This window comes from Gillisella terrae (assembly GCF_004801395.1).
In the GTDB taxonomy this organism is placed as follows: Bacteria; Pseudomonadota; Alphaproteobacteria; order Rhizobiales; family Rhizobiaceae; genus Allorhizobium; species Allorhizobium terrae.
Window position 1 is genome coordinate 19781 of the sequence record NZ_SSOA01000003.1, and the last position, 23852, is coordinate 43632.

A 23852-nucleotide genomic window follows, 5' to 3' on the forward strand; every position below is an offset into this window, starting at 1 on the left:
CAGGTAACACAATGGCATCCCCGAAGCATTTTATTGATCTCTCGGCCATGACATCCGAGGACCTCACCTCTATTTTATCCGACGCGCGCGCCCGCAAGGACAGAACCAAGGCAGGCACTGCCGATAAGCCTTTGGCTGGCAAGATGCTGGCGATGATTTTTGAAAAGCCATCGACCCGCACCCGTGTGTCTTTTGATGTTGGTATGCGTCAACTCGGCGGCGAAACGCTGTTTTTATCCGGCACGGAAATGCAGCTTGGCCGCGCCGAAACCATTGGCGATACGGCCAAGGTGTTGTCGCGCTATGTTGACGCCATCATGATCCGCACCACGGACCATTCCCGCCTGTTGGAACTGGCAGAGCATGCGACTGTGCCTGTCATCAATGGTTTGACGGATTTGACCCATCCTTGCCAGATCATGGCAGACATCATGACCATTGAAGAGCATCGCGGCCCGGTTAAGGGCAAGACATTGGCCTGGACCGGTGACGGCAACAATGTGCTGCATTCGCTGGTCGAGGGTGCGGCGCGTTTTGGTTATAAAATGAATATGGCCGTGCCCATGGGCTCGGAGCCGGAAGATCGCATTCTCAACTGGGCGCGTGATCATGGCGGCGAAATCATGTTGTGCCATGATGCGGAGCGGGCGGTGGCCGGTGCCGATGCGGTGATTACTGACACATGGGTGTCGATGAATTTGGAGCACAAGGCCCGTGGGCACAATGTGTTCCAGCCGTTCCAGGTCAATGCGGATTTGATGAAGCGGGCGAAATCCGACGCTTTGTTTATGCATTGCCTGCCTGCACATCGCGGTGAAGAAGTGACGGATGACGTGATTGATGGGCCGCAGTCTGTGGTGTTTGATGAGGCTGAAAACCGCTTGCACGCGCAAAAATCCATTCTCGCATGGTGCCTTGGCGCTGTGTGACACTTGCTCTCAGCATTCTGCGTGTCACAGCTCAAAGCATGGGCTGTGACACGTCTGTTTTTAAGCGTCGTCAGGAATTTTGCGCATAAGGCTTGATGCAAAATTCACAATCATTATGTATCGGCACCATATATAGGCATTCCCCAGAAGGTTTTGCCCCACACGTTGCGGCGCGTACCTCGTGCCAGAATCTGTCCGGTTCAGATTGAACCGGACAGATTCTGAAATTCTTTGTTTTCGTTTGTCTTTTCGGGAAAACCGGGTTCCACTTTTCCCTGACAAACTGCAGGAGTGTCAAAATGACAGACAGATCAAACCAGCTTGGCGAATTCGATTTCGCAGGTGACGATAAGGTTGTTCCCTTTCAGGTGGACGGGCTTGATGTGCGCGGTCGCGCCGTTCAGCTTGGGCCGTTGTTGAACAGCATTCTCGACCGTCATGCTTATCCACCAACGGTTGCGCGCCTGCTGGCCGAGGCGATTGTGCTCACGGTGCTGATTGGCACGTCCCTGAAGTTTGAAGGCAAGTTTGTGGTGCAGACCAAGAGCGATGGGCCTGTGGATCTGCTGGTCTGTGACTTTGCCACGCCAGAAAATGTCCGCGCCTATGCACGTTTTGATGAGGCGCGGCTGAACGAGGCGCTGGCGGCTGGAAAATCCTCTCCCACCGATCTTTTGGGCAATGGTGTTCTTGCCTTTACCATTGACCAAGGCGGCTTCATGCAGCCCTATCAGGGCATTGTGCCGCTGGATGGCTCATCCTTGGAAGACATTGCCGGCTTCTACTTCCGCCAGTCGGAGCAGATTCCGACACGGGTACGTTTGGCGGTTGCCGAGCTGTTTGATCGCGATGAGGGTGGCAAGCCGCGCCACACCTGGCGGGCCGGTGGCATTCTTGTGCAGTTTTTGCCGGAAGCGCCAGAGCGCATGGGGCATCAGGATCTGCCCGGTGATGGCGATGACAATGGTGAATACGCGCCACCTGAGCATGACAACTGGACAGAAGCCCGGATGATGGCTGATACCATTGACGGGGACGAGTTGACGGACCCGCTGATTGGCACCGAGCGTTTGCTGTTTCGCCTGTTTCATGAGCGCGGTGTGCGGGCCTATACCCCGCAGCCGATTTATGATCGTTGCAGCTGCTCGCGCGACAAGATCAAGGGCGTGTTGTCGGGCTTTTCAGCCGAGGAAATCTCGGCCAGCATTGAAGATGGCACCGTGTCTGTGACCTGCGAGTTTTGCTCAACCACCTATAAGTATGAGCCGCAGGAGCTTATGCCTGCGTAATGCTTGACGATCGTGCGCCATTTATGGCGCACGATCAGATTTAAGCCTTGCGGGCTTTGGCGATCGCTTCTTTCAGATCGCTTTCCTGCAAGGCACCGGGATAAAGGGTTGCGCCAATCACAAAGGATGGCGTGCCCTGAAAGCTCAGGCCTTCCGCTTGCAGCCAGTTGCGATCCAGAATACCGGCGATGTTCTTTGAATTGGCGTTCACCGTCTTTGTCAGCAGGTCTTTCGATATGCCGATGTCCTCCAGTGCCTGTTGTACGCGATCTGGCGTCAGCGGGCCGGAAAGCTTGAACAATGCGTCCTGTGCGGGCTGATATTTGCCAAGTTTGCTGGCCGCCAGCACGGCTTGGGCTGCAAACACCGAGGCGGCACCAAACACCGGCCAATCCTTCATCACCAGCCGCACATTGCCATCCTCCTTGACCACTTTGGTAACAACCGGATGGACGGCTTTGCAATAGCCGCACTGATAATCAAAATATTCGGCAATGGTGACATCCCCCTTGGGATTGCCCAGCACCGGCACATCCTTATCAAAGAAGATGTCTTTCTGGGTCGGTTCCTTGGCCCGCAGCAGCGATGGCATGGCCAAGGATGCCGCAGAGGCAAAAAACAATGTGCGCCGCTTGATCATGATTGACTCACGAGGTTTGAGGTTGAGTGCCAGGCCCAGGCCGAGCGGATAATGTCTTCCAGCGTATATTGTGGCGACCAGCCCAAAACGTCACGCGCCTTGTCGTTGTTGGCCACCAGCGTCGTGCTATCACCTTCACGGCGTGCCGCATATTCCACCGGGAAGGGGCGGCCTGACACTTTTTCAATGGTGGACAGCAGTTCTTTCACCGTGGTGCCGGTGCCGGTGCCAAGGTTCAATTCCACTGATGCGCCGTCGTTGAGCAGATATTCCACGGCACGCACATGGGCATCGGCCAGATCGAGCACATGGATATAGTCGCGAACACAGGTGCCGTCGCGGGTGTCATAATCGCTGCCAAACACCTTGAAGCCGTCGCGGCGGCCAAGGGCGGCCTCCAGCGCCAGCGGGATAGCGTGGGTTTCGGGTGTATGCCATTCGCCAATGCGTCCTTCAAAATCCGCGCCCGCCGCATTGAAATAGCGCAAAATGACCGAGCGGAAGCCGGTGTATTGGTCGTAATCCTTCAAAGCCTGTTCCACCATCCATTTGGTGCGGCCGTAAGGATTGATGGGCGATTGGCGGTGGGTTTCATCCATCGGCACCGCATCAGGCAGGCCATAGGTGGCGCAGGTCGAGGAAAACACGAAAGCCTTGATGCCAGCAGCTTGGGCTGCCGCCAACAAGGTGAGAGAGCCAATCACGTTGTTTTCATAGAAAGCGACCGGATCTTTAACCGATTCCCCCACCTCAATCAGGGCGGCAAAATGCAAGATTGCCGCGGGCTTATGCTTGGCCAGCACCTCATCCAGGCGGGCGCGATCCCGAATATCGCCTTGCTCCAGCGGTCCCCATTTCACGAACTCGCCATGGCCATTGGAAAGGTTGTCGTAGACAATTGGCAAAAATCCACGCTTGGCCAAAGCGAGGCAGGTGTGGGAACCAATATAGCCTGCACCACCAACAACGAGAATGGGCGTTTCACTCATGCAATCGTCCTCTATCTACAGCGTCTCAGTCTATGAGCCATGGCATAGTCCCGGAAGCCGAAATCATCTTGCCGGGGACATTATGCAACAAGCCTCTCAATCTCCAGTGATCTTTGTCGGTAATTTATGGCCTTCGCAAGGGTACGGGGCTGTGGACTGAGAGTTCGGTTTGAACGTGCAAGAATAAATTGACGTTTACGTCAAAGTTATTGTAGCATGGGCACTTGCGATTGCGCACGCTTGGCATAAGCTGAGAGTAAGGCGATGAGGTGAGAGCGTCGCATTCTAACTCTGGCACCTTTCTGGTGATTGGGTGAGGACAAAATCTACGGTGCCGCCTGTGTCTGGAGGGCGCATGGTGCCGTGATGGCTGGGGTGAGGATGCCCGCCGAAAAAGGGAGTGAGGAATGAATACAATATCCATGCCCGCTGGTAACCCGGATAACGAGCGCATCTGGCTCGCGTCTTACCCGGCAACCCTGCCTGCGGAACTGCCGCCGTTTCAGTTTGAATCGCTTGGCGCTCTGTTTGACAACAGCTGCCGCATCTATGCCAAGCGCGATGCCTTTAGCTGCATGGGCCGCGCCATGACCTTTGAGCAGTTGGGTGCGAATGCCACAAAGATTGCGGCATGGCTGCAGGAGGCAGGTTTTGTCAAGGGCGACCGCATTGCCGTGATGATGCCCAATATTTTGCAAAACCCGGTTGTGGTTTACGGCATCCTCAAGGCTGGCATGGTGGTTGTGAATGTCAACCCGCTCTATACCCCGCGCGAATTGGGTCATCAGTTGAAAGACTCTGGTGCCGTCGGCATTTTCGTTTTGGAAAATTTTGCCCATACCGTTCAGGCCGTTGCCAAGGAGACGGCGCTGCGCAGCATTGTGGTCGCTACCATGGGCGACATGCTTGGATTGAAAGGCCATCTGGTCAATTTCATCGTGCGCAAGGTAAAGAAACTGGTTCCAGCCTGGTCTATGCCCCAGGCGTTGAGCTTTCGGTCTGTGCTGGCTGAAGGCGCAAGGCTGACCTTTAATCCCGTAAAGGTTGAACGCAACGATATTGCTTTCTTGCAATACACGGGTGGCACAACCGGCGTTTCCAAAGGGGCTGTGTTGACCCATGGCAATCTGATTGCCAACACCATGCAGATGATGGGCTGGCTTGGTGCGGTTTTTGATCAGAAAACCGTTACCGGCTCATTGGTCTATGTGTGCGCGCTGCCGCTCTATCACATTTTTGCGCTCACCGTGAATTCGCTGATGGGTGTTGCCAGCGGGGCCAAAAATCTTCTGATCGTCAATCCGCGCGACATTCCCGGCTTCGTCAAGGAGCTTGAACAGCATCGCTTCAACATCATCATTGGTCTCAATACGCTGTTTACGGCGCTGATGAACAATGAGGCCTTCAGAAAACTCGATTTTTCTGCGTTGAAGCTCACGTTTGCAGGTGGCATGTCTGTGCAGCGCCCTGTTGCGGATCGCTGGCGAGAAATTACCGGCAGCAAGATCACCGAAGGATATGGTCTGTCCGAAACCTCGCCGGTGGCAACCGCCAACCGGTGTGATGAGGCGGATTTTACCGGTATGATCGGCATGCCGATTCAGTCCACGGATGTGAGCATCCGAAACGAGGACGGAATCACCATGCCCTTGGGCGAGGTTGGGGAAATCTGCATTCGTGGTCCGCAGGTGATGGCAGGCTATTGGCAGCGGCCAGACGAAACCGCCAAGGTGATGACAGCAGATGGTTATTTCCGCACCGGTGACATGGGCTTTATGAATGAGCGCGGTTACATCAAGATTGTTGATCGCAAGAAAGATATGATCCTTGTGTCCGGCTTCAATGTTTATCCCAATGAGATTGAAGAGGTGGCTGCCATGCATCCCGGCGTGCTTGAAGCCGCAGCGGTGGGTGTGCCGGACCCCCATTCTGGCGAGGCGGTGAAGCTTTTTGTTGTGCGAAAAGATCCGGCACTCACCGAGCAAGAGGTGAAGGATCATTGCGCCAAAAACCTCACCAACTACAAGCGGCCTCGCCATGTCGAGTTTCGCACCGAGTTGCCGAAATCCAACGTTGGTAAAATCCTGCGAAAAGATCTGAGAGGGTAAGCGAAAGCTCTGAAGATTACCCCGGTATCTCTCAATTAAAACCCCAGTATCTCTCAATGAAAACATTGTGCGCTGCTTTTGCGGCGCGCATGGTGCACCATGTCTGTTTTCATGCCGCACGGGTATAATTTTCTCCTGAAATTGATTCCGGTTTGGCAATTTATGCAGTAAGTTCCCAGTCTATGACCGGATCGGGAGACATTTATGCAGGCCATTATCGAACAGTTGAAGACATGCGTTGCGGCCACATCCGCCACCGATATTCGCGCGGCATTTGCAGCCGACTCCAACAGGTTTGAGCCTTTCAGCGCCCGTCTCGATGACTTGCTGATGGATTATTCCAAATCGGCTGTGAACAAAGACATCATGGCTCTTTTGCAATCCCTATGCGAAAAAGCGGGCGTTGCTGAAAAGCGCGAGGCCATGTTTACGGGCGAGGAAATCAACTTTACCGAAGGTCGCGCTGTGCTGCACACCGCCCTTCGCAATCGCGCCAACACGCCTGTTTTTGTGGATGGCAAGGATGTGATGCCGGATGTCAATGCGGTGTTGTCCGCCATGGCAGATTTTGCGGAAGGCATTCGTGCAGGCAAAATCACCGGCTCGACCGGCGAACAGATTACCGATGTGGTCAATATCGGCATTGGCGGTTCTGACCTCGGTCCGGCCATGGCAACGCTTGCGCTGGCTCCGTTTCATGATGGTCCGCGCCTGCATTTCGTTTCCAACGTCGATGGCGCGCATATTGCCGATACGTTAGCGCGGCTGGAGCCAGAAACCACACTGTTCATTGTGGCCTCCAAGACCTTCACCACCATTGAAACCATGACCAATGCCGCAACGGCGCGCCGGTTTATTGCCTCCATGCTGGGCGAGGACGCTGTGGGCCAGCATTTTGCCGCAGTTTCAACTGCGCTGGACAAGGTGCAGGCCTTTGGCATTGCCTCGGATCGGGTGTTTGGCTTCTGGGATTGGGTTGGAGGTCGCTATTCGATCTGGTCGGCCATTGGTCTGCCGTTGATGATCGCGGTTGGGGCCGATAATTTTACCGATTTTCTCACTGGTGCCCATGTCATGGACAACCATTTCAGAAGCGCGCCATTCCTCGAAAATCTGCCGATGCTGCTGGGAGCACTTGGCTATTACAATCGCAATGTTTTGGATTATGCGACGCGCGCTGTGCTGCCTTATGATCAGCGCTTGTCGCGCTTTCCGGCCTATCTGCAACAGCTCGATATGGAATCAAACGGCAAGGGTGTGACCATTGATGGCACGCCAGTAAAGGGCAATTCCGGCCCTGTGGTCTGGGGAGAGCCGGGCACCAATGGCCAGCATGCTTTCTATCAGCTGATCCATCAGGGCACGAGCGTCATACCTGCCGAGTTCATGATTGCCGCCAAGGGGTTCGAGCCAGAGTTGCGTCATCAGCATGATCTGCTGATTGCCAATTGCCTTGCGCAATCGGCAGCGCTGATGAAGGGGCGCACGCTGGAAGAAGCCAAAGCGCAATTGCAAAAGGTGGGCATGGATGCTGCCAAGGTCGACCACATTGCGCCCCATCGGGTTTTCACTGGCAACCGCCCATCCATTACCTTTGTGTATGAGCAATTGACCCCGTTTGCTCTGGGTCGTCTGATTGCGCTTTATGAGCATCGGGTGTTTGTCGAAGGTGTGCTGTTTGGCATCAATTCCTTCGATCAATGGGGCGTGGAATTGGGCAAAGAGCTTGCCACAGGCCTTTTGCCGGTGGTTGAAGGCAAGGCAGGCACCGATGGTCAGGATGCGTCCACTGCCGGGCTGGTGCAGGCCTTGAGCAATCTGGCTGGGTAAGGCCATCCCCGATGGCAGAGCAAACGCCTGCGCAAAAATTGGCTATTGTCACGGGCGCGGCCCGTGGCATTGGTGCAGCAATCTCGGCCCGCTTGGCAATAGCCGGTGGCTTGTTCGTGATCGTCAGCGATCTGGATGGCGATGAGGCGGAAGCAACCGCGCGTTCCATCCGTGCATCAGGTGGCAAAGCGTTGGCCATGGCTGCCGATATTGCTGGTCGCACCACATTTCCCAACCTGTTTGATCAGGCTGAGGCCCTGTGTGGCGGTGTTGATGTATTGGTCAACAATGCCGGCATCATGGTGCGGCGTCCCATGGTGGAAATTGATGACGCGATGTTTGATCGCCAGATCGCGGTGAACCTGACAGGGACATTTGCTGGCATGCGCGAAGCCGCCAGGCGCTTGCGCGATGGTGGGCGGATCATCAATATTTCCAGCAGTGTTGCGGCCATGCGGGCCGAGAACTACAGCCTCTACGGTGCCACCAAGGCGGCCATCGAGACAATGACGGCCGTTCTTGCCAAGGAACTGCGCGGTCGCAACATTACTGTGAACGCTGTTGCTCCCGGTGCCACGGCGACGGATCTGTTTCTGGATGGAAAATCCGAGCAGGCAATTGCAGCCTTTGCCAAACTTGCGCCGCTGGAAAGAATTGGCACACCTGAGGAAATTGCGACTGTTGTGGCTTTTCTGGCCGGGCCGGAAGGCGGCTGGATCAACGGCCAGACACTTCACGCCAATGGCGGCGTGATCTGACACGCATTTCCACCGGATCAGTGACCCGGTGGAGGTCCGCAATGGTTCAATCAAAGCCCGATTTCATGGGCGAATGGCGGGTTTGCGCCAGCGCGTGATACGGTGACAGCCGCAGCTTTTGCCCCCAAAGCCAGCGCCTTGGCAATCTGATCTTCGGTCAGGTTGGCGACTTGCGCTTTGGTGAGCAGGTTTTGCAGTTTCAATGAGGCCAGAACGCCTGCATCGAAGGTGTCACCCGCACCCACGGTATCCACCACGGTGACTTTTTCGCTTGCCACCGTCACTTTATGCTTGGCGCTATAGCCCACTGCACCATCGGCACCACGGGTGATGACAACCAGCTTTGCACCATGGTCCAGCCATTGGCGGGCAAGGCTTTCCTCGTCGCCGTCCATGCCAAACCACGCCAGGTCTTCATCGGAAAATTTCACAATGTCAGACATGGCTGCCATGCGGCGGATGCGGGCCATGTGGGCAGCCTTGTCCTTGATGAAGCCGGGGCGGATGTTGGGGTCCAGCGAGATCACACGGGTCTTGTGCTCGCGCAGCATCAAGGCTTCATAGGTTGCGCCGCAAGGGTCAGGGATCAGGCTGATGGCACCGAAATGCAAAGCCTCGCAATCATCGCCCAGCGTTGGCAGGTCAGCCTCGGTGATCATCCGGCCCGCGGTGTTTTCATCATAAAAGGCGTAAGAGGCGTGGCCATCAACCAGCTTGACAAAAGCAATGGTGGTGGGGCGCGCCAGGGTGGCGCAATAGCTGAAATCGACGTTGCTTTTGCTTAAGGTGTCGCGCAGCACATCGCCCAGCATGTCGTCGGAGAGGCCGGTGAAAAAAGCCGAGGGCACGCCAAGGCGCCCTAGCGCAATGGCGGTGTTGAACACGGCACCACCGGCATAGGGAGAAAAGGCAGGCTCTCCCAGCGTGGTTTCACGCGGCAACATATCAATCAAGGCTTCACCGCAACTCAGGATCATTCGAGCCTCCCAGGCCAATTGTTCGATTGTTTAATCGATTTAAAGCAAGTGATCGATTTTTGCCAGCCCGCTGAGCAATTCTTCGGACCGGCCAGCCTTCAGGCAAGTTCGCTGACACCACCATTGCGGCCCGACCATTCGAGGGGGGCGTCGAGGAAGGCTTCCACCTCGGACAAGGTCTTGTCATCAAACAGTTTTTGTTGCTTGGCAACGGCCAGCACATTGCGCCAGGTGGCAATATGGTGAAGCTTGACGTTGCCTTTGTTGAAGCGTTCATGGGCTTCCGGGAAGATGTCGTAGAAAAACAGCGCCATGCCGTGATCAATCACGCCGCCAGCCGCGCGCACCGCATCAATGAAGGTAAACATGCTGCCGCCAGCCGTTGTCAGGTCTTCAATCACCAGAACGCGGGCACCTTCCGGCATATGGCCCTCGATCTGGGCATTTCTGCCATGGCCCTTTGGCTTTTTGCGCACATAGATCATCGGCAGGTTCAAGCGATCTGCCAGCAGGGCTGCAAAGGGAATACCAGCAGTTTCGCCACCCGCGACGCAATCGAATTGCTCAAACCCGGCATTGCTCAAGAGGGTTGCGACGGCAAAATCCATGACGCTTGAGCGCACGCGGGGATAGGACAAAAGCTTGCGGCAATCGATATAAACGGGGCTGCGCATGCCCGACGCCAGCTTGTAAGGTTCCGCCGCGTTAAAATGCACCGCCTTGATTTCCCAAAGCATCTTGGCAAGCAGATTTGCCATGACGGCAGGATCGGAAAAGGATGTCAGGGTCATGATGTGCTCCTCATTATCGGGCGGCGCTGCCAAAATGGACGGTTGCAGCGCTATAACAAGAAGCAGCAAGTCACGCCAGATGGATTTATCCCTTGTTTTTTGAGCATAGACTTAAAAGCGGGAATCGGTTTTCTGCATGGCGCTGTGAGCGCAATCAGGCGAGGTTGCAGGCCGAGGCACCCGGTGCTCCGTTTGAGGCGACCTCTATGCGATTGCGCCCCATGCGTTTGGCGCTGTAAAGGGCGTCATCTGCCTGCTTCAGCAAGGCCTCAAACGTCATGCCACCGTCCGTGCCATAGCTGATACCGACGCTGGTGGTGACGCGGATTGTTTCGCCATTGACGGTAATGTCGCGGTCTTGCAGCTGTCTGCGAATGCGCTCGCCGATCCACTCGGCACGTCCGGGAGGGGCATCTTCAATAATGGCTGCAAATTCCTCGCCGCCCAACCGTGCGACGCAATCAACACCAACGGCGCTTTGCAACTCCTTGGCAAATGTGCGGATCACCCTGTCGCCAGCCGCGTGGCCGTGCTGGTCATTGATGGATTTGAAGCGGTCAATATCAAACACCAGAACTGCCATGTCTGCTTTGAAACGCTTCTGTGCGTATTTTTCAAACAGGGCCCGGCGATTGAAAATACCGGTCAGGGAATCGGTCATGGCTTCCAGCCGATGCTGGAGCGTAATACGGGCCTGATGGGCGGTGAGCGACAAAACGCCAATTCCCGTCATGCCGACAATGCAGGATGCAATATTGATTTTTTCGCTCACCCCGTCAGGTGCGCCCTCCATGACCCAGGATCCGGCCTGAACCAGAGCAATGGCGCAGAGAAGAAAGGAAAGCGAAATGGCACCGTAAAGCAGGGCGATGCTGGCAAGAATGCCCGGAGCTTCCGCTCTGCCCTGCCAATATTGATGGGCTGTGGCCAAAAGCGCAACAGTCGCACCCAGATTGAGCAGGATGAAGCCAACGCCCCAATAGTGCGCGACAAATGCTGCGGTAATGCTGAGCGAAGCAATACTTGCGAGGCAAACAATGCGTGCCATCGGAAAATTGCCGCCTCTAAACTGCATGGCGGCTCCATAGAGCGTGCAAAACCCCGATTGCATGAGCGACATCGCCAAAGCACCGGCAAGCGTCGTTGGCCACCACAGGAAAAATGCGTAGGACAAGATCCCGGCAACGCAAAGGAAAAGCCCAACAATCCAGCTGAGAAGAAAGGACGATTCTCTGCGCCCGAGCCACGTACCCACCAGTGTCAGCAGCAAACACAGCCCTGACAAGCCCAGTGCAGACAGCAGAGAATTATAGTCCAGCATCATGCTCACCCCAAAGCGCTATCCTGCGCTTTTCCTGAGGGGATACTATGATGATTTTCTCTCTAAAAAGTTACGTGCAATATGATTCATCTTTTAAATGTAATCGATGCACATCACGCTCAATTTACATCCCAATGAAGAGGGAACATTGGATCAAAGACGGTAACAATACCTGCGCCTGTTTCAATTTTTGACGGAAAAGACACCGGTTCATCGCGTTTGACCAGGGTGATTGTTTCTTCGTTACATGGCAAGCCATACCAGGCCGGGCCATTGAGCGAGGTGAAGGCTTCGAGCTTGTCGAGGGCATTCTCCTGCTCAAACACATGGGCAAGGCAGCTCATGGTGTTGATGGAGGTGTAAATACCGGCGCAGCCACAGCCGCATTCTTTCAAAGGATCGATATGCGGGGCAGAATCGGTGCCAAGAAAGAAGCGCGCATCCCCGGATGTGGCGGCTGCCCGCAGGCTGAGCCGATGGCTCTCGCGCTTGGCAACCGGCAAGCAATAATAATGCGGACGAATGCCACCCACCAGAATAGCATTGCGGTTGATAATCAAATGATGCGTGGTGATGGAGCCTGCCAGATTGCGCTCTGCGGATCGGATATATTCCACGCCGTCTGTGGTGGTGACATGTTCCATCGTCACTTTCAGCTCCGGCAGGCGCTTGCGCAACGGTTCCAGAACCGTGTCAATGAACACCGCTTCACGGTCGAAAATATCAACCTCCGGGGTGGTCACCTCACCATGGACGCACAGCGGCAGGCCGATCTTTGCCATTCGCTCCAGAACCGGCATGGCCTTGTCCAGATCACGCACGCCGCCATGGGAATTGGTGGTGGCACCGGCGGGATACAGCTTGACCGCGGTGATCAGGCCGGTGTTTTTGCCCTCTTCCACATCGTCGGGATTGGTGTGCTCGGTGAGATAAAGCGTCATCAATGGCTGAAACCTGTGCTCTTTCGGCACGGCGGCCACAATGCGTTCGCGATAGGCGATTGCGTCTTGCGTTGTCACCACCGGCGGCACAAGGTTTGGCATGATGATGGCGCGGCCAAAATGCCGGCTGGTGTCGCCCACCACACCCTGAAGCATTGCACCATCGCGCAAATGCAGGTGCCAGTCATCGGGGCGGCGAATGGTGAGCGAACGCATGGGCTATCTCCGGCAAAAAGAATTGGCCGGAAATAGCATTGTTCCTCTGTCGAGACAAATCATCGCTGGCAAAATCAGGCAATTTTTCCAAGCGGCGGGACACCTGCGCTCAGGGCCGCTTCCTCGGCCTGTTCACGACGGTCATTTTCCATGATGGCGCGAATTTTCGGCAGTGATTTTTCAAAGGCGGCAACGCAGGCTGGATCAAACTGGCTGCCAGCTCGCCCCAGAATATGCTCGACGGTGCGCTCATACGACCATGCCGGCTTATAGGGCCGCTCTGTGGTCAGAGCATCAAAATTATCGGCAATGCAGACAATGCGACCCGCCAGCGGAATGGCTTCCCCGGCCAGCCGATTGGGATAGCCCTGTCCATCCCAGCGTTCATGATGGCTAATGGCGATCTCAGATGCCAGCTGCAACAAGGAGGAATGAGAGCGGGCAAGGATGTTGGCCCCGACCTCGGTGTGGGATTGCATTTGTCTGAATTCAGATTCGGTCAATTTGCCCTGCTTGAGCATCATGGTATCGGGCATGGCCACTTTACCAATGTCGTGCATCGGGGCTGCAAGCCGCAAATCGGTGCAAAATTGCTCGGACAAACCCATTTCGCGGGCAATGGTTTCGGAATAGGCCGCAACGCGCAATGTGTGGCGGGCCGTGTCGGGATCTTTATATCCGGCAGCAAGGGTCAGCCGTTCAATGATTTCCTGCTCGCGCAGTCTGAGTTCCTGAACGGCTTTTTCCACCTCGCGGCGCAACCATTCTGCCTGATCCGCCAGTTGGCGACGGGCAATGGTCAGATTGACAATGTTATGAATGCGAACCTGAAATTCCACCGGGTTGACGGGCTTGGTCAAAAAGTCGATGGCACCGGCATTCAGCGCTGCCATGCGCGTTGTCATGTCCTTGTCGGCGGTGATGAAAACCACCGGCACATTGGCGTATTTCTCAAACCGGACAATCTCGGTGAACAGCTCGACGCCATTATAGACCGGCATCTGGTAATCAATAATGGCAACATCGAAATCCAGATCGGGCAAGGCCGACAAAACCTCATCGGGGGTTGAAAAGGCCACGGCTTCGCAGTTTTCGACCTTCTTTACCAACCGTACGAGAAGTTTCAGATTGGTATTGTTATCGTCAACGACTAAAATACGCATTTTTGCCTCCCGTGTCATCAGGCCACCAATTTCAATTTCATCGTTTCGATTTCCTTTGAGAGCCTGCCAATGGACTCAAATGTCGGTGCAGCGCCCCGCAAGGTATCGGCATGATGGGCAATATCGTTGAGCCCTACATTGCTTGCCGCCCCTTTGATCGTGTGCAGAACGCGGTCAATTTCCGGATTATTCTGATTGGCAAAGGCGATGTTGAGGGCACCAATCAGATCTTGTGCGTCATTAAAAAAGGATTCAATCAGCTCCTGGTACACGTCTTCGCCCAGCGCTTCAATCAATTCATCCTGGCGCGATTTATCCAGCCCGTTGATTTCATCAAGATGCTGCTGGAGCGTCAGCGGCGGCTGTTCCGGGGATGGATCAATCAGATCACGGATGTCGAGAGGGCCTTTGTCAGCGTCGCTGTCGTGTTCCGCGGGCGCGAAAGTGAGGATAACATCCCGCAGGCGGTTCATGGTGACCGGTTTGGATTCAAACCCCACCATGCCTGCGGCGCGGCAGCGGCGGCGGTCTTCGTCAGACGCATTGGCGGTCATGGCGATAATGGGGGTGAGGGCGGCGGCACCGCCGCGCTGAATAATATGTTTGGTTGCCTCTATGCCATCCATGACCGGCATTTGCATGTCCATCAGGATCAGATCAAAAGTTTCCTGTTCTGTTTTCTCCACCGCTTCGGCACCGTCGCTGGCCAGCACAACGGTCTGATTGAGCTTTTCGAGAAAGCGGCTGGCGACCTGCTGATTGACGATATTGTCTTCCACCAGCAGAATCCGCAGACGTGGAAAATGCTTCTCCGGTGTTTCGCTTCTGGCGTTCTGGCGCACTTCATCCTTGCCAGCGACAATCACCGGTAATTCGAACCAGAAAATACTGCCAACGCCCACGGTGCTGCTCATGCCCAGCTCACCGCCCAGCTTGCCGACGATCTGTTTGCAGATGGTCAGACCCAGGCCGGTGCCACCGTAGCGTCGGCTGATACTGGCATCGACCTGGCTGAACGGCTGAAACAACTTGGCAACGCCCGCCTCATCAATGCCAATGCCGGTGTCTTCCACCTCAAAGCGCAACATCAGCGCTGTGCCGCGGTAAAATTCGCGAAGGCGCAATGTCACAGTGCCATTATGGGTGAATTTCACCGCATTGCTCAACAGATTGAGCAGAACCTGCCGAAGGCGGGTTGGGTCGGTGCGCACATAGAGTGCGTCCATTGACAGCGGAATATCCAGAATAAGCTCATTTTTTTGCGCGTCAGCCCGGCCTTGAATAATGCTGATCGTGCTTTCGGCCAGCGCGTAAATATCAACCGCGCGTTCTTCCAGTTCCAGCTTGCCATGTTCGATTTTCGAATAATCGAGAACCTCGTTGATAACTTCCAGCAGCGCTTCGCCTGACGAGCGAATGGTTTTCACACTTTGCAATGCGTCTGGTGGCAGCTCGGAATATTCCAGCAATTCGGCCATGCCCAGAATAGCATTCAACGGTGTGCGGATCTCATGCCCCATGGTTGCCATGAATTGCGATTTTGCCCGATTGCCCGAATCGGCCGCCTCATAGGCGTTTGACACTTCGCGCGCCATTGTTTCCAGCCGGTGGCTGGTTTCGCGCAGGGACGTCAACTGGCGGCGTAGTGTCACCACCAGAAAAATCACCGAGATCATCAACAATCCCAGCATGACGGCCGAGGTTTTTTCCAGCTCGATCATATTGGCGCGAATGGAAGCGCGCTCATTACCAACATAATTGTTGGTGTAGATCAGCAGATCGCCAGTGTTCTGGGTCAGGCGGCCAAGTTTTTGATCAATTGGTTCAAAATCATGTTTGGTCGGTGTTTTTCCATTGGCGATATCGTCAAAGAAGGGTTGCATGTCAGCAATGGCACCACCTATTTTGCTCAAATAGTCCTGAACCGTGGCGTCATGAATGAAATATTCGCCAAACTGGGTTTGTTTGGCCAGTTTAATGCGCGAATACAGAATGTCGTAGCGCAAGCTGATGTCTTTCAGCTCTTTTTGGTCAATGGTGTCCAATCGACGCGCTTCTGCAATGGTATAGTCCAGCGCGCGCGCCTCCCGATCCAGTTGGTAAACGGCCCAGGTTGCATTTTCGCGGATGTCGTCAAACAACATATGGAAACGATCGGATATGTCGCGCGACAGCAGAAGAAATGTCAAAAGCAAAACGCCTGACAGGATCAGCAGCACAAATGTTGTTTTAGGCTGGGAGCGGTGTCGCTCCAGCCCATTGCGATTGAACAGAATCATGGAACGATCTCAATGTCCTTGATTTGCCACACAGAGCGCGAAAAATAGATCTCTGTGTAAAGCTTGGGATTGAGATCAAAGGGATAGACCAACATGGTTGGCCCTTTGTCGCGCACAGACATGGTCTTGCCATTCAGCCTTGTGGCGATAATGACGTCCAGACTGCCTGCGTCATCAGCGGGCACCACAACCGTGTAATCATTGAGAGCGTGGACCTTCAATGCGCCCGCAGGTGCGCCCGCGGCCTCCAGCACAGCACGCAACAGCGGGCCGGAAAATGTCACTTTTCCTTCGGTCCAGGGCGTTTCCATTGTGGCGCTGCGCCCCTTGAGAGCTTCGAGCATCGCAAGATCAAAGACAGCGTCAGCACCGCTGTTGGGGTGGGCAAGCGGGCCTTTGATGGTGAGAATGACCGCCCCTTGCGGAGCATCAAGCGCCATGAGCGGCGTTGCCATGAAAAGACATGCTGCAAGGGTCATCAGCAAACGTTTCATTGAAACACTCCTTACTTGCTTTGGTCGATATTGGCATTGCTCGAAAGGGGCCTATTCCGCCGTGGCTTTGCGCCCGCGGTGGTTGGCAATGAGTTGGCGAAACGCCAGGGCCTCCACGGGTTTGGTTAGAAAATCAGAGACACCATTTTGCTTGGCTGCCAGCCGCAACGCCGGGTCATTGTCGCCCGTGACCATGATGATTGGCACCGTGTCATAGCGATGGAGCTGGCGAATGGCCTTGACGAATTGCAGGCCGGTCATGCCTGGCAAAATCTGGTCAACGATCAGCATGTCAAACAGCGTATTGTGACACAGAACCAGAGCATCATTGGCATCGGCCTGAACGGTGATTTCGTCGTCCGCAACCTTGCGCGCCAGATGCTTCAAGATCATCGCATTGGTCGGATTGTCTTCGACGATCAGAATGCTCATGGGTGTCTCCTTCAGATATTTCCATCAAACCCGACGGGTCCAACGGCAGTGAAAAGCCGAGGACCGCAACCGGTATCGAATTGTGAGCTACTGCATCAATCCTGAAACCAAAGGGGATCCAAGGAGACCAATCATGCAGTAAAAATGGACAGTGCTGTCGTGTCTCATTCGGGTTTTCATGTGGAGCACCCTGCATCATGCAGGACCAGCCAAGTACTCCATCCCAAAGTTGTAACGAGATTGCACTGATATTAGCTGAAGCAAATGGGTAAATTTTTAGTTTTTTTGCGCTGTGCTGGGATTAATCTTTACGGCATTGGAGACGTCAAGCCGGGTTGCACGCTGGCTTAACCAAAGGCGGAGCAATGGCCACGCGCGACAGGCGTCGCAACAATTCGCGGGGCTGGCGAATGATAATGGCGTCGCTGTTTCGCTCAATCACGGCGTCTTGCAAAAGGCGCGACATTTCGCGCGAAATGCTTTCGCGGCTGGTGCCGACATGTTCCGCCAAGGCCGCATGAATCAGAGGTGGCGCGATGATGCGACGCTCTGGATTGTCGGTGCAGGGCAGTGAGAGCCGCAGTAAAGCGTTGTAAAGCCGGTGTTTGACATCCAGATAGGAGTGCTCGCTGACTTTGAGGTAGAGCTGGCGCATGCGCGATGTCATGGTGGTGAGCAAGGTCAAACAGATATCGTGGCGCGCTTCAAGGATTTCCTGGAATACGTCTGGCGGGATCATGATGACCTCGCCATCGGTGATCGTCATCAAGAATCCGTTTTCCCAATGACCATTGAGCGCCACCAGTGCGCCGACGATGGAGCCGGGCGCAAAATCTTCCAAAAACAATTCTTTGCTTGGGGTCACCCGCAACACGGCCCGGATCATGCCGGAGGTGTTGATGAACACGGATCTTTCCGTGCGCTCAGGATCGTAAAGGATTGTGCCTGCAAGCACCTTTCGAGTTTCGCAGCGCTCGGACCATGCCTGATCCTGCTCTGGCGTGAGACTTTGAAAAAACGGTATCTGCCTCAAAAAGCCAGTCTTTTTGGTCTGGTCATCTCCAGCCATCAGGTGCCTTTCTCGATGATGAATGCTCTTCCATTATTGTAACGTTCAATGACTGAAAAAAACAACCTTAAAGCGCTTCTCACCATATATGGCGCACGGTGCTGTAACGCGTTAATTCAGGCTGGCGGCAGCATCGCCCCATACGTCGCTCAGCGCGAAGCCTGCACCAAGCGGATCAAAAGCATCCAGTGCCACCTGATGTAGCCCGAAGGTAAAGCCGCGACCGGTGATGGTGGGAATAACCGCCGCGCGGTCGCCAACAGAGGTCAGGCCTTCCAGCCCGACCTGAAACTCGGAACCAATGATCGAGCGCGAGAGGAAGCGCTCTCCCGGCTTGATCTTGCCGCGCGCATGTAAAGTGGCCAGATTGGCAGAATTGCCGGTGCCGCAAGGTGAGCGATCTACCCGGCCGGGCCACATGGTGGTGCAGGTGCGCACTGCCCCGTCGGGATCCTGATCACGGAACATCACGTAGGCAACACCGGAAATCTCGGGGATTTCCGGGTGAACAACATGAAACTGCCTGTTGATTTCTGCTTTGAGCAACATGCCAGCCTCGACAAGCTTGCGGGCATTTTCTGGTGCAATGGCAAGGCCAATTTGAGGGGCATCAACGAGAGCATAAAAAATACCACCATAGGCCAGATCAACACTGATATCGCCCCATTGCTGAGTGGTGATCTTTGCATCCAGTTGATGGACAAACGAGGGTACCATGGTCAATGTCACGCTTTCGCAGTGGCCATCGCGGCATTGGGCTTTGGCTTTCACCAATCCGGCGGCCGTTTCCAGAACAACGACGGTTTCTGGCTCCTGCATGTCCACAATACCGCTTTCCAGCAAAGCCGTGGTGACGCAGATGGAGTTGGAGCCGGAGCTCGCATGGGCCTGATCGGGTTGCAGGATAATAAATGCTGCGTCAGCCTCGGGATGTTTGGGTGGCAACAGCAGATTGACCGAGCCGATCGGCGCGCCACGCGGCTCCAGCACCAAAAAGCGCCGCAGCTCTTGTCCTTTGGGGTCGGTGTTCAGCCAGCGCAATTGCTCGGCAACCGTTTTACCGGGGATTTTGGGCACACCGCCTGTGGCCACCTTGCCGATTTCGCCCTCACAATGGACGTCCAGCAATTGCATCACCCGTTTCCACCGCATGCCCGCTTCTCCCGATCACTCTCTCCCCTTCGATATCAGGGGAGGCCAAAGATAGTTCTCCTGATATATCAAGTGAAATGTCTTTTGCGATAGAGAAATCTGGGGCGATAGGGAAATCTGGGTCGCAATCGGATCTTATCGCGGCACCGTATCCGAAAGCGCACCAAAGGTCGATCCGGCGCTGTTGCCCACCTGTTTGATTTGGTCATTATAATTGCGCCGAGTGCGGGCATCGAAAATCATGATCGGCGCGCTGATGGCGCTGCTGGCGACCTGTCCGATTGTGCTTGATGTGCCGATGGCAACGGCACCCAGTGCTTCGCCAAAGCCCACGTTGGAATCCGTCACAGTCTGGCCACTGAGAAGCCGGTCGCCGATCAAGCGCACCACCTGAGGGCTTTCGGCAAATTTGCCGTGGTTCAGCTGGTCGCCGGTTTTCAGCTTGGTAAGATCAATCACGGTGACGCCTGCCGCTTCCAGAGCGCTGCGGTAAGGCTCCTGCGCGGCATTGATCTGCCCAAGCCGATCAACATTGCCGGAAATCCGCCGCGAAATGCTCAGCGCGCGATCATCACGCGAGACAAAAATGGTAAAATGCGGATGCTTTGGCCCGAGCGAAACAAATTGGCTTTTGAATACATCCACATCCAGATCAGGTGATGCCAGGATAACATTGGCAATCTTTGCATTCACACGCCCGTGGCGGATGGCCATTTGCCGCAGAGCCTCCACAGCCAGCCATGATCCCATGGAGTGCGCCATAACGGTCACATCGGTCACGCCCGGCTCGTTGCTGACGCGGGTCAGCAAATCCTCCAATGCATCACGAGAATAATTGGTGCTTTCCTTATCGTAGTTGTAATCAAATATGCTGGCGCGCGATGGCCAGGTAAACAGCACCGGCACAACATCCGTCTTGGAATCATGCACGATCTGAGCAAATCGATAGACGGAATCCTCGTAGGTGTTGTTGAAGCCGTGCACGAACACCAGCACCCGGTGTTTGTTGAAGGAGTTCTTGCGCAGCCAGTTGCGCCCGTCGCGTTCTGTCGGCAAAGGTGTCACGCTCACGGTGGTAAAGGACTTGCTTGGGTCAGGCGGGAGCTTCTTGGGCCACTGAACCTCACCAATCTTGCGGTTTTTATCCGGCGGTATCGATATAGTCACCGCATCGATTTTCAGGCTGGTGCCGCGCTCACCATTAAACAATATGGCCGGATCACCCGATGGCTGGCGTGTCGTTGCCACCAGCATATTGACGGGCGTGGCTCCTTGTATGCTCACAGGGCCAACCGGCTTCATCACACCCTCAAGCCGCCCGCCGCAGCCGGCCAGGGTGAGTGTGAGCGCAATGAAAATTACGCGCTTTGAAAAATGGCTGATCGCGGGACATGTCATGACAAAGCGGCTCTTTTGCGCCCCGCACCATTGAGGCGAGTTAGTGATGAAGATCACTTATCGTCATTTTGGCGATAAAATCCACCGATTATCGCCTGCCGCATGATTAAGCTGGAGGATGTTGCATTTTTGCAGAGATTTGTTGCGACAGGCTTGTCTCCATCGGAACACAATCCAGATGGAGACAAGCCTGTTATAACGGAAATCAGGCCTTGAGCATCGTTTTCCCATTGCGAAACGCCTGATGCCAGGAAAGTGCTTCTTCAAGAACATGCGGTGTATGACCGCCGCGCTTCAGCGCATCGCTGAAATAATCCGAAAGCTGGTCGCGATAGGTTGGATGCACGCAATTGCGGATAATCAGCGCTGCCCTCTCGCGTGGGGCAAGGCCTCTCAAATCGGCAAGTCCCTGCTCGGTTATCAGAATATCCACATCATGTTCGGTATGGTCAACATGGCTTACCATCGGCACGACCGAGGAGATTGCCCCATCTTTCGCAATGGATTTGGTAACAAAGACGGATAGATAGGCATTGCGGGCAAAATCGCCCGAGCCGCCAATGCCGTTCATCATGTGGGTTCCGCCCACGTGGGTGGAGTTGACATTGCCGTAGATGTCGAATTCCAGCGCGGTGTTGATGCTGATCAGGCCCAGACGGCGGATAACCTCGGGATGATTGCTGATTTCCTGCGGTCTCAGCAGCAGGTGATGCTTGTATTCCGCAAGGCGAGGCAAGACACGCTGATACATCTCAGCCGACAGGGTGATGGAGGATGCCGAGGCAAACGTCATTTTGCCCGCATCAATCAGTTCAAATGTCGAATCCTGCAAAACCTCGGAATACATTTTCAGATCGTGAAAAGGGCTATCCAGAAAGCCATGCAAAACTGAATTGGCGATGGTGCCAATGCCAGCCTGCAAGGGCTGAAGATCATGGCCCATTCGCCCGTGCCTGACTTCGTGCAGCAGCAGATCGGTCAAATGGTTGGCAATGGCTTTGGTGTCTTCGTCCGGCGGCAGGATGGTTGACGAGCTGTCCACTTTCTCTGACACGACAATGGCAGCAATTTTTTCTGGCGGGATGGGAATATAGGGCAGGCCAACACGGCTTTCCGGCGTCACAATCGGAATGGGCATCCGGGAAGGACGCTTGGAGGGAATGTAAATGTCATGAAGGCCTTCCAGCGTGATCGGCTGCGACAGGTTCAGCTCGATAATCACCTTATCGGCCAGAATGGCAAAGCTTGCCGAGTTGCCAACCGATGTGGTGGGCACAATGCCACCATTTTCCGTAATCGCCACAGCCTCGACAATGGCAATATCCACCGGGCTGATCTGGCGGGTTCTGAGAAGTTCGACCGTTTCAGACAGGTGCTGATCGATAAACATCACCTCGCCAGCATTGATGGCTTTGCGCAACGTGGGATCGGATTGAAATGGCATGCGGCGTGCTGTGACATGGGCCTCCACCAACGTCTTGTCGAGATCGTTGCCAAGCGAAGCACCCGTCATCAGCGTGATTTTCAAGGGGTGTTTGCGGGCGCGGGCGGCCAGCGCCATGGGCACCGCCTTGGCTTCGCCCGCACGGGTAAAGCCGCTCATGCCAATGGTCATGCCATCTTCAATCATGGCGGCCGCTTCATCCGCTGTTGCCAGTTTTTCTAGAAGGCGCGGGTAACGAATACGATCACGTAACATCTGCAATCCATCTCCTGTCGCAGTCATTGTCTGCGAATAGCGCTGTTAAAACGCTCCACATGAACCACAGCGCCCTCGACCATCTATTGGAAAAGGTGCTGTAACACTTTAAATTTTAGGCATAATGTCGACCTCAATCGTTTTCGACTGAAGGATTTATGCGGCAGTGCAATAGGAGCCTAATGAGGGGCCTGCCGCTTTGATATTTCTCAAGTCAGGGGAAATTATGCAGTGTGTGCACAAACAGGGAGAGAACACAGCCCATCGATTCCAATAAACGCGCTGCGCTTCAGGTGGGAATCGTCAGAGGGGCGGTTCTGCAAAAGTGCAGCCCAATCTTCGAGGCATTTAAGCCAAAATTGGTGCTGCCGTGGACACCGCTGGTGCGGCCTGGGACGGTACGGTTTGGGCAACAGACGTCTGCGCTGGGGCTTGGGCCGTGGTGTGGCTTGGTGCCGCTGGAGCAGGCGGGACAACCGCCACATGCTCGGGCTTCGCAATAGGTGAGGTGGTGTCTGCGTCTGGATTGGCCGTTTCTGACCGTGACGCCTTTGCAGATAGCTCTTTTGCGGTATTGGCCACGGAATCGTAGGCTTCCTGCACCTGCGGCAGAGGTGGCGCTGCCACTTTGCGCCCGCTGTCCAGCAAAGCAAACAGGGTTATGGACGGAGGACGAACAAGATTGAGAATAACTTTGTCCCAGAGGCTCTGGCCTGTCTCGGCTTGACGCGCGAGATTGATTGTCTCTTCTTCTGCCAAACTCAAGCCGACAACAGGTCCGCGTTCTCGCTCGATCTGGGGAGCGCGCGCTTCCGGTGCCTTGGTGGCGTATGCCGGGGATCTGTTCAATTCTACGGTCATTGGCAATCCCTGATCATCTGCTGCATATTTTCGTGCTTCGAACCTCAATCGGGGTAGAAAACATGCGTCTGCTTCTGAATTTTAAAAGCTATTCGCGGCGTCGAATGAAACGCGCAAACGCTCTGTTTGGATTGATCCTATCAAAGCCATGTTTTCTATTCGCTAATCCAGAATATACAGTTTTAAACAAATGAACATAGGCAAGAGTTTTTATCCGCCAAAAAATGCAGCAGAGGATAACAAAATCCTAGCGAAAACCTTGCAAGGTCTTCTGCATTAACATCTTATTTCTGTGAAAAAGAATGGCGCACCCGAAAGGATTCGAACCTCTGACCCCCAGATTCGTAGTCTGGTGCTCTATCCAGCTGAGCTACGGGTGCGTCTGTCACCAGAGTTTGGATCGTCTCTGGCGTCCAGCAGTTCGTCTCTGCTGGCGTGCCGATCCTCTAAAACGAGACGGGGCGTAATGCAAGCGAAAATCGACAAAAAAGCAGACGGGTTTTTCAACTTAATGAT

At 54.7% G+C, this 23852-nt stretch carries 20 protein-coding genes and 1 tRNA gene; 5 read left to right on the forward strand and 16 right to left on the reverse strand.

All coding sequences use genetic code 11. The annotated features are described in order from the left end of the window. Positions 1 to 11 precede the first annotated feature (11 nt). Both argF and E6C51_RS07335 read left to right on the forward strand, forming a co-directional pair. Positions 12 to 929, forward strand: a complete 918-nt coding sequence (gene argF / locus E6C51_RS07330; protein ID WP_190235513.1) for an ornithine carbamoyltransferase — start codon at positions 12 to 14, stop codon at positions 927 to 929. 299 nt (positions 930 to 1228) lie between these two features. Beyond that, positions 1229 to 2218: an Hsp33 family molecular chaperone gene (locus E6C51_RS07335; protein ID WP_190235514.1), complete on the forward strand. Its 990-nt coding sequence runs from the start codon at positions 1229 to 1231 to the stop codon at positions 2216 to 2218. A 40-nt stretch (positions 2219 to 2258) separates the two neighbouring features. Here E6C51_RS07335 and E6C51_RS07340 read toward each other — a convergent pair whose 3' ends face one another. Both E6C51_RS07340 and galE read right to left on the reverse strand, forming a co-directional pair. Then, positions 2259 to 2858, reverse strand: a complete 600-nt coding sequence (locus tag E6C51_RS07340; protein ID WP_190235515.1) for a DsbA family protein — start codon at positions 2856 to 2858, stop codon at positions 2259 to 2261. Continuing rightward, a complete protein-coding gene (galE, locus tag E6C51_RS07345) occupies positions 2855 to 3847 on the reverse strand; it encodes a UDP-glucose 4-epimerase GalE (protein WP_146932130.1) in 993 nt (330 codons plus the stop codon). Before galE ends, E6C51_RS07340 begins: the two co-directional genes overlap by 4 nt. Before the next feature lie 407 nt (positions 3848 to 4254). Between galE and E6C51_RS07350 the strand changes: the two genes are divergently transcribed. The 3 genes from E6C51_RS07350 (at position 4255) to E6C51_RS07360 (ending at position 8543) form a co-directional block, all read left to right on the forward strand. After that, positions 4255 to 5955, forward strand: a complete 1701-nt coding sequence (locus E6C51_RS07350; protein ID WP_190235516.1) for a long-chain-fatty-acid--CoA ligase — start codon at positions 4255 to 4257, stop codon at positions 5953 to 5955. Positions 5956 to 6159: 204 nt separating this feature from the next. Then, positions 6160 to 7785 (forward strand): glucose-6-phosphate isomerase, encoded by a 1626-nt coding sequence (gene pgi / locus E6C51_RS07355; RefSeq protein ID WP_190235517.1) that lies wholly within the window; start codon positions 6160 to 6162, stop codon positions 7783 to 7785. 11 nt (positions 7786 to 7796) lie between these two features. Further along, positions 7797 to 8543, forward strand: coding sequence for an SDR family oxidoreductase (locus E6C51_RS07360; RefSeq protein WP_190235518.1), 747 nt, complete (start codon positions 7797 to 7799; stop codon positions 8541 to 8543). Positions 8544 to 8593: 50 nt separating this feature from the next. Here E6C51_RS07360 and E6C51_RS07365 read toward each other — a convergent pair whose 3' ends face one another. The 14 genes from E6C51_RS07365 to E6C51_RS07430 form a co-directional block, all read right to left on the reverse strand. Continuing rightward, positions 8594 to 9520, reverse strand: a complete 927-nt coding sequence (locus E6C51_RS07365; protein WP_190235519.1) for a carbohydrate kinase family protein — start codon at positions 9518 to 9520, stop codon at positions 8594 to 8596. A gap of 98 nt (positions 9521 to 9618) precedes the next feature. Further along, on the reverse strand, positions 9619 to 10311 hold the full coding sequence (locus tag E6C51_RS07370; RefSeq protein WP_190235520.1) for an orotate phosphoribosyltransferase: 693 nt from the start codon (positions 10309 to 10311) through the stop codon (positions 9619 to 9621). A gap of 154 nt (positions 10312 to 10465) precedes the next feature. Next, complete coding sequence (locus tag E6C51_RS07375) at positions 10466 to 11635, reverse strand: GGDEF domain-containing protein (protein WP_190235521.1); 1170 nt, start codon at positions 11633 to 11635, stop codon at positions 10466 to 10468. Positions 11636 to 11751: 116 nt separating this feature from the next. Beyond that, positions 11752 to 12789 carry a dihydroorotase gene (gene pyrC / locus E6C51_RS07380; protein ID WP_190235522.1) on the reverse strand — a complete coding sequence of 346 codons (1038 nt, stop codon included), beginning with the start codon at positions 12787 to 12789 and terminating at the stop codon, positions 11752 to 11754. 74 nt (positions 12790 to 12863) lie between these two features. Beyond that, positions 12864 to 13952 (reverse strand): response regulator, encoded by a 1089-nt coding sequence (locus E6C51_RS07385; RefSeq protein ID WP_146932113.1) that lies wholly within the window; start codon positions 13950 to 13952, stop codon positions 12864 to 12866. 17 nt (positions 13953 to 13969) lie between these two features. Beyond that, positions 13970 to 16231 (reverse strand): ATP-binding protein, encoded by a 2262-nt coding sequence (locus tag E6C51_RS07390; protein ID WP_190235523.1) that lies wholly within the window; start codon positions 16229 to 16231, stop codon positions 13970 to 13972. Next, the gene (locus E6C51_RS07395; protein WP_146932109.1) at positions 16228 to 16725 is read right to left on the reverse strand and encodes a molybdopterin-dependent oxidoreductase; all 498 of its coding nucleotides are present in this window, start codon (positions 16723 to 16725) and stop codon (positions 16228 to 16230) included. Before E6C51_RS07395 ends, E6C51_RS07390 begins: the two co-directional genes overlap by 4 nt. Before the next feature lie 51 nt (positions 16726 to 16776). Beyond that, a complete protein-coding gene (locus tag E6C51_RS07400) occupies positions 16777 to 17157 on the reverse strand; it encodes a response regulator (protein WP_075639022.1) in 381 nt (126 codons plus the stop codon). A 325-nt stretch (positions 17158 to 17482) separates the two neighbouring features. Then, the gene (locus E6C51_RS07405) at positions 17483 to 18226 is read right to left on the reverse strand and encodes a Crp/Fnr family transcriptional regulator (protein ID WP_190235524.1); all 744 of its coding nucleotides are present in this window, start codon (positions 18224 to 18226) and stop codon (positions 17483 to 17485) included. Between the two features lie 111 nt (positions 18227 to 18337). Next, a complete protein-coding gene (locus E6C51_RS07410) occupies positions 18338 to 19378 on the reverse strand; it encodes a proline racemase family protein (RefSeq protein ID WP_190235525.1) in 1041 nt (346 codons plus the stop codon). 135 nt (positions 19379 to 19513) lie between these two features. Further along, a complete protein-coding gene (locus E6C51_RS07415) occupies positions 19514 to 20776 on the reverse strand; it encodes an alpha/beta hydrolase (RefSeq protein ID WP_190235526.1) in 1263 nt (420 codons plus the stop codon). Between the two features lie 205 nt (positions 20777 to 20981). Further along, on the reverse strand, positions 20982 to 22475 hold the full coding sequence (locus E6C51_RS07420) for an acetyl-CoA hydrolase/transferase family protein (RefSeq protein WP_190235527.1): 1494 nt from the start codon (positions 22473 to 22475) through the stop codon (positions 20982 to 20984). Positions 22476 to 22823: 348 nt separating this feature from the next. Continuing rightward, positions 22824 to 23336, reverse strand: a complete 513-nt coding sequence (locus E6C51_RS07425; protein WP_190235528.1) for a hypothetical protein — start codon at positions 23334 to 23336, stop codon at positions 22824 to 22826. Positions 23337 to 23639: 303 nt separating this feature from the next. Continuing rightward, a tRNA-Arg gene (locus E6C51_RS07430) sits at positions 23640 to 23716 on the reverse strand. Between the last annotated feature and the right edge of the window lie 136 nt (positions 23717 to 23852).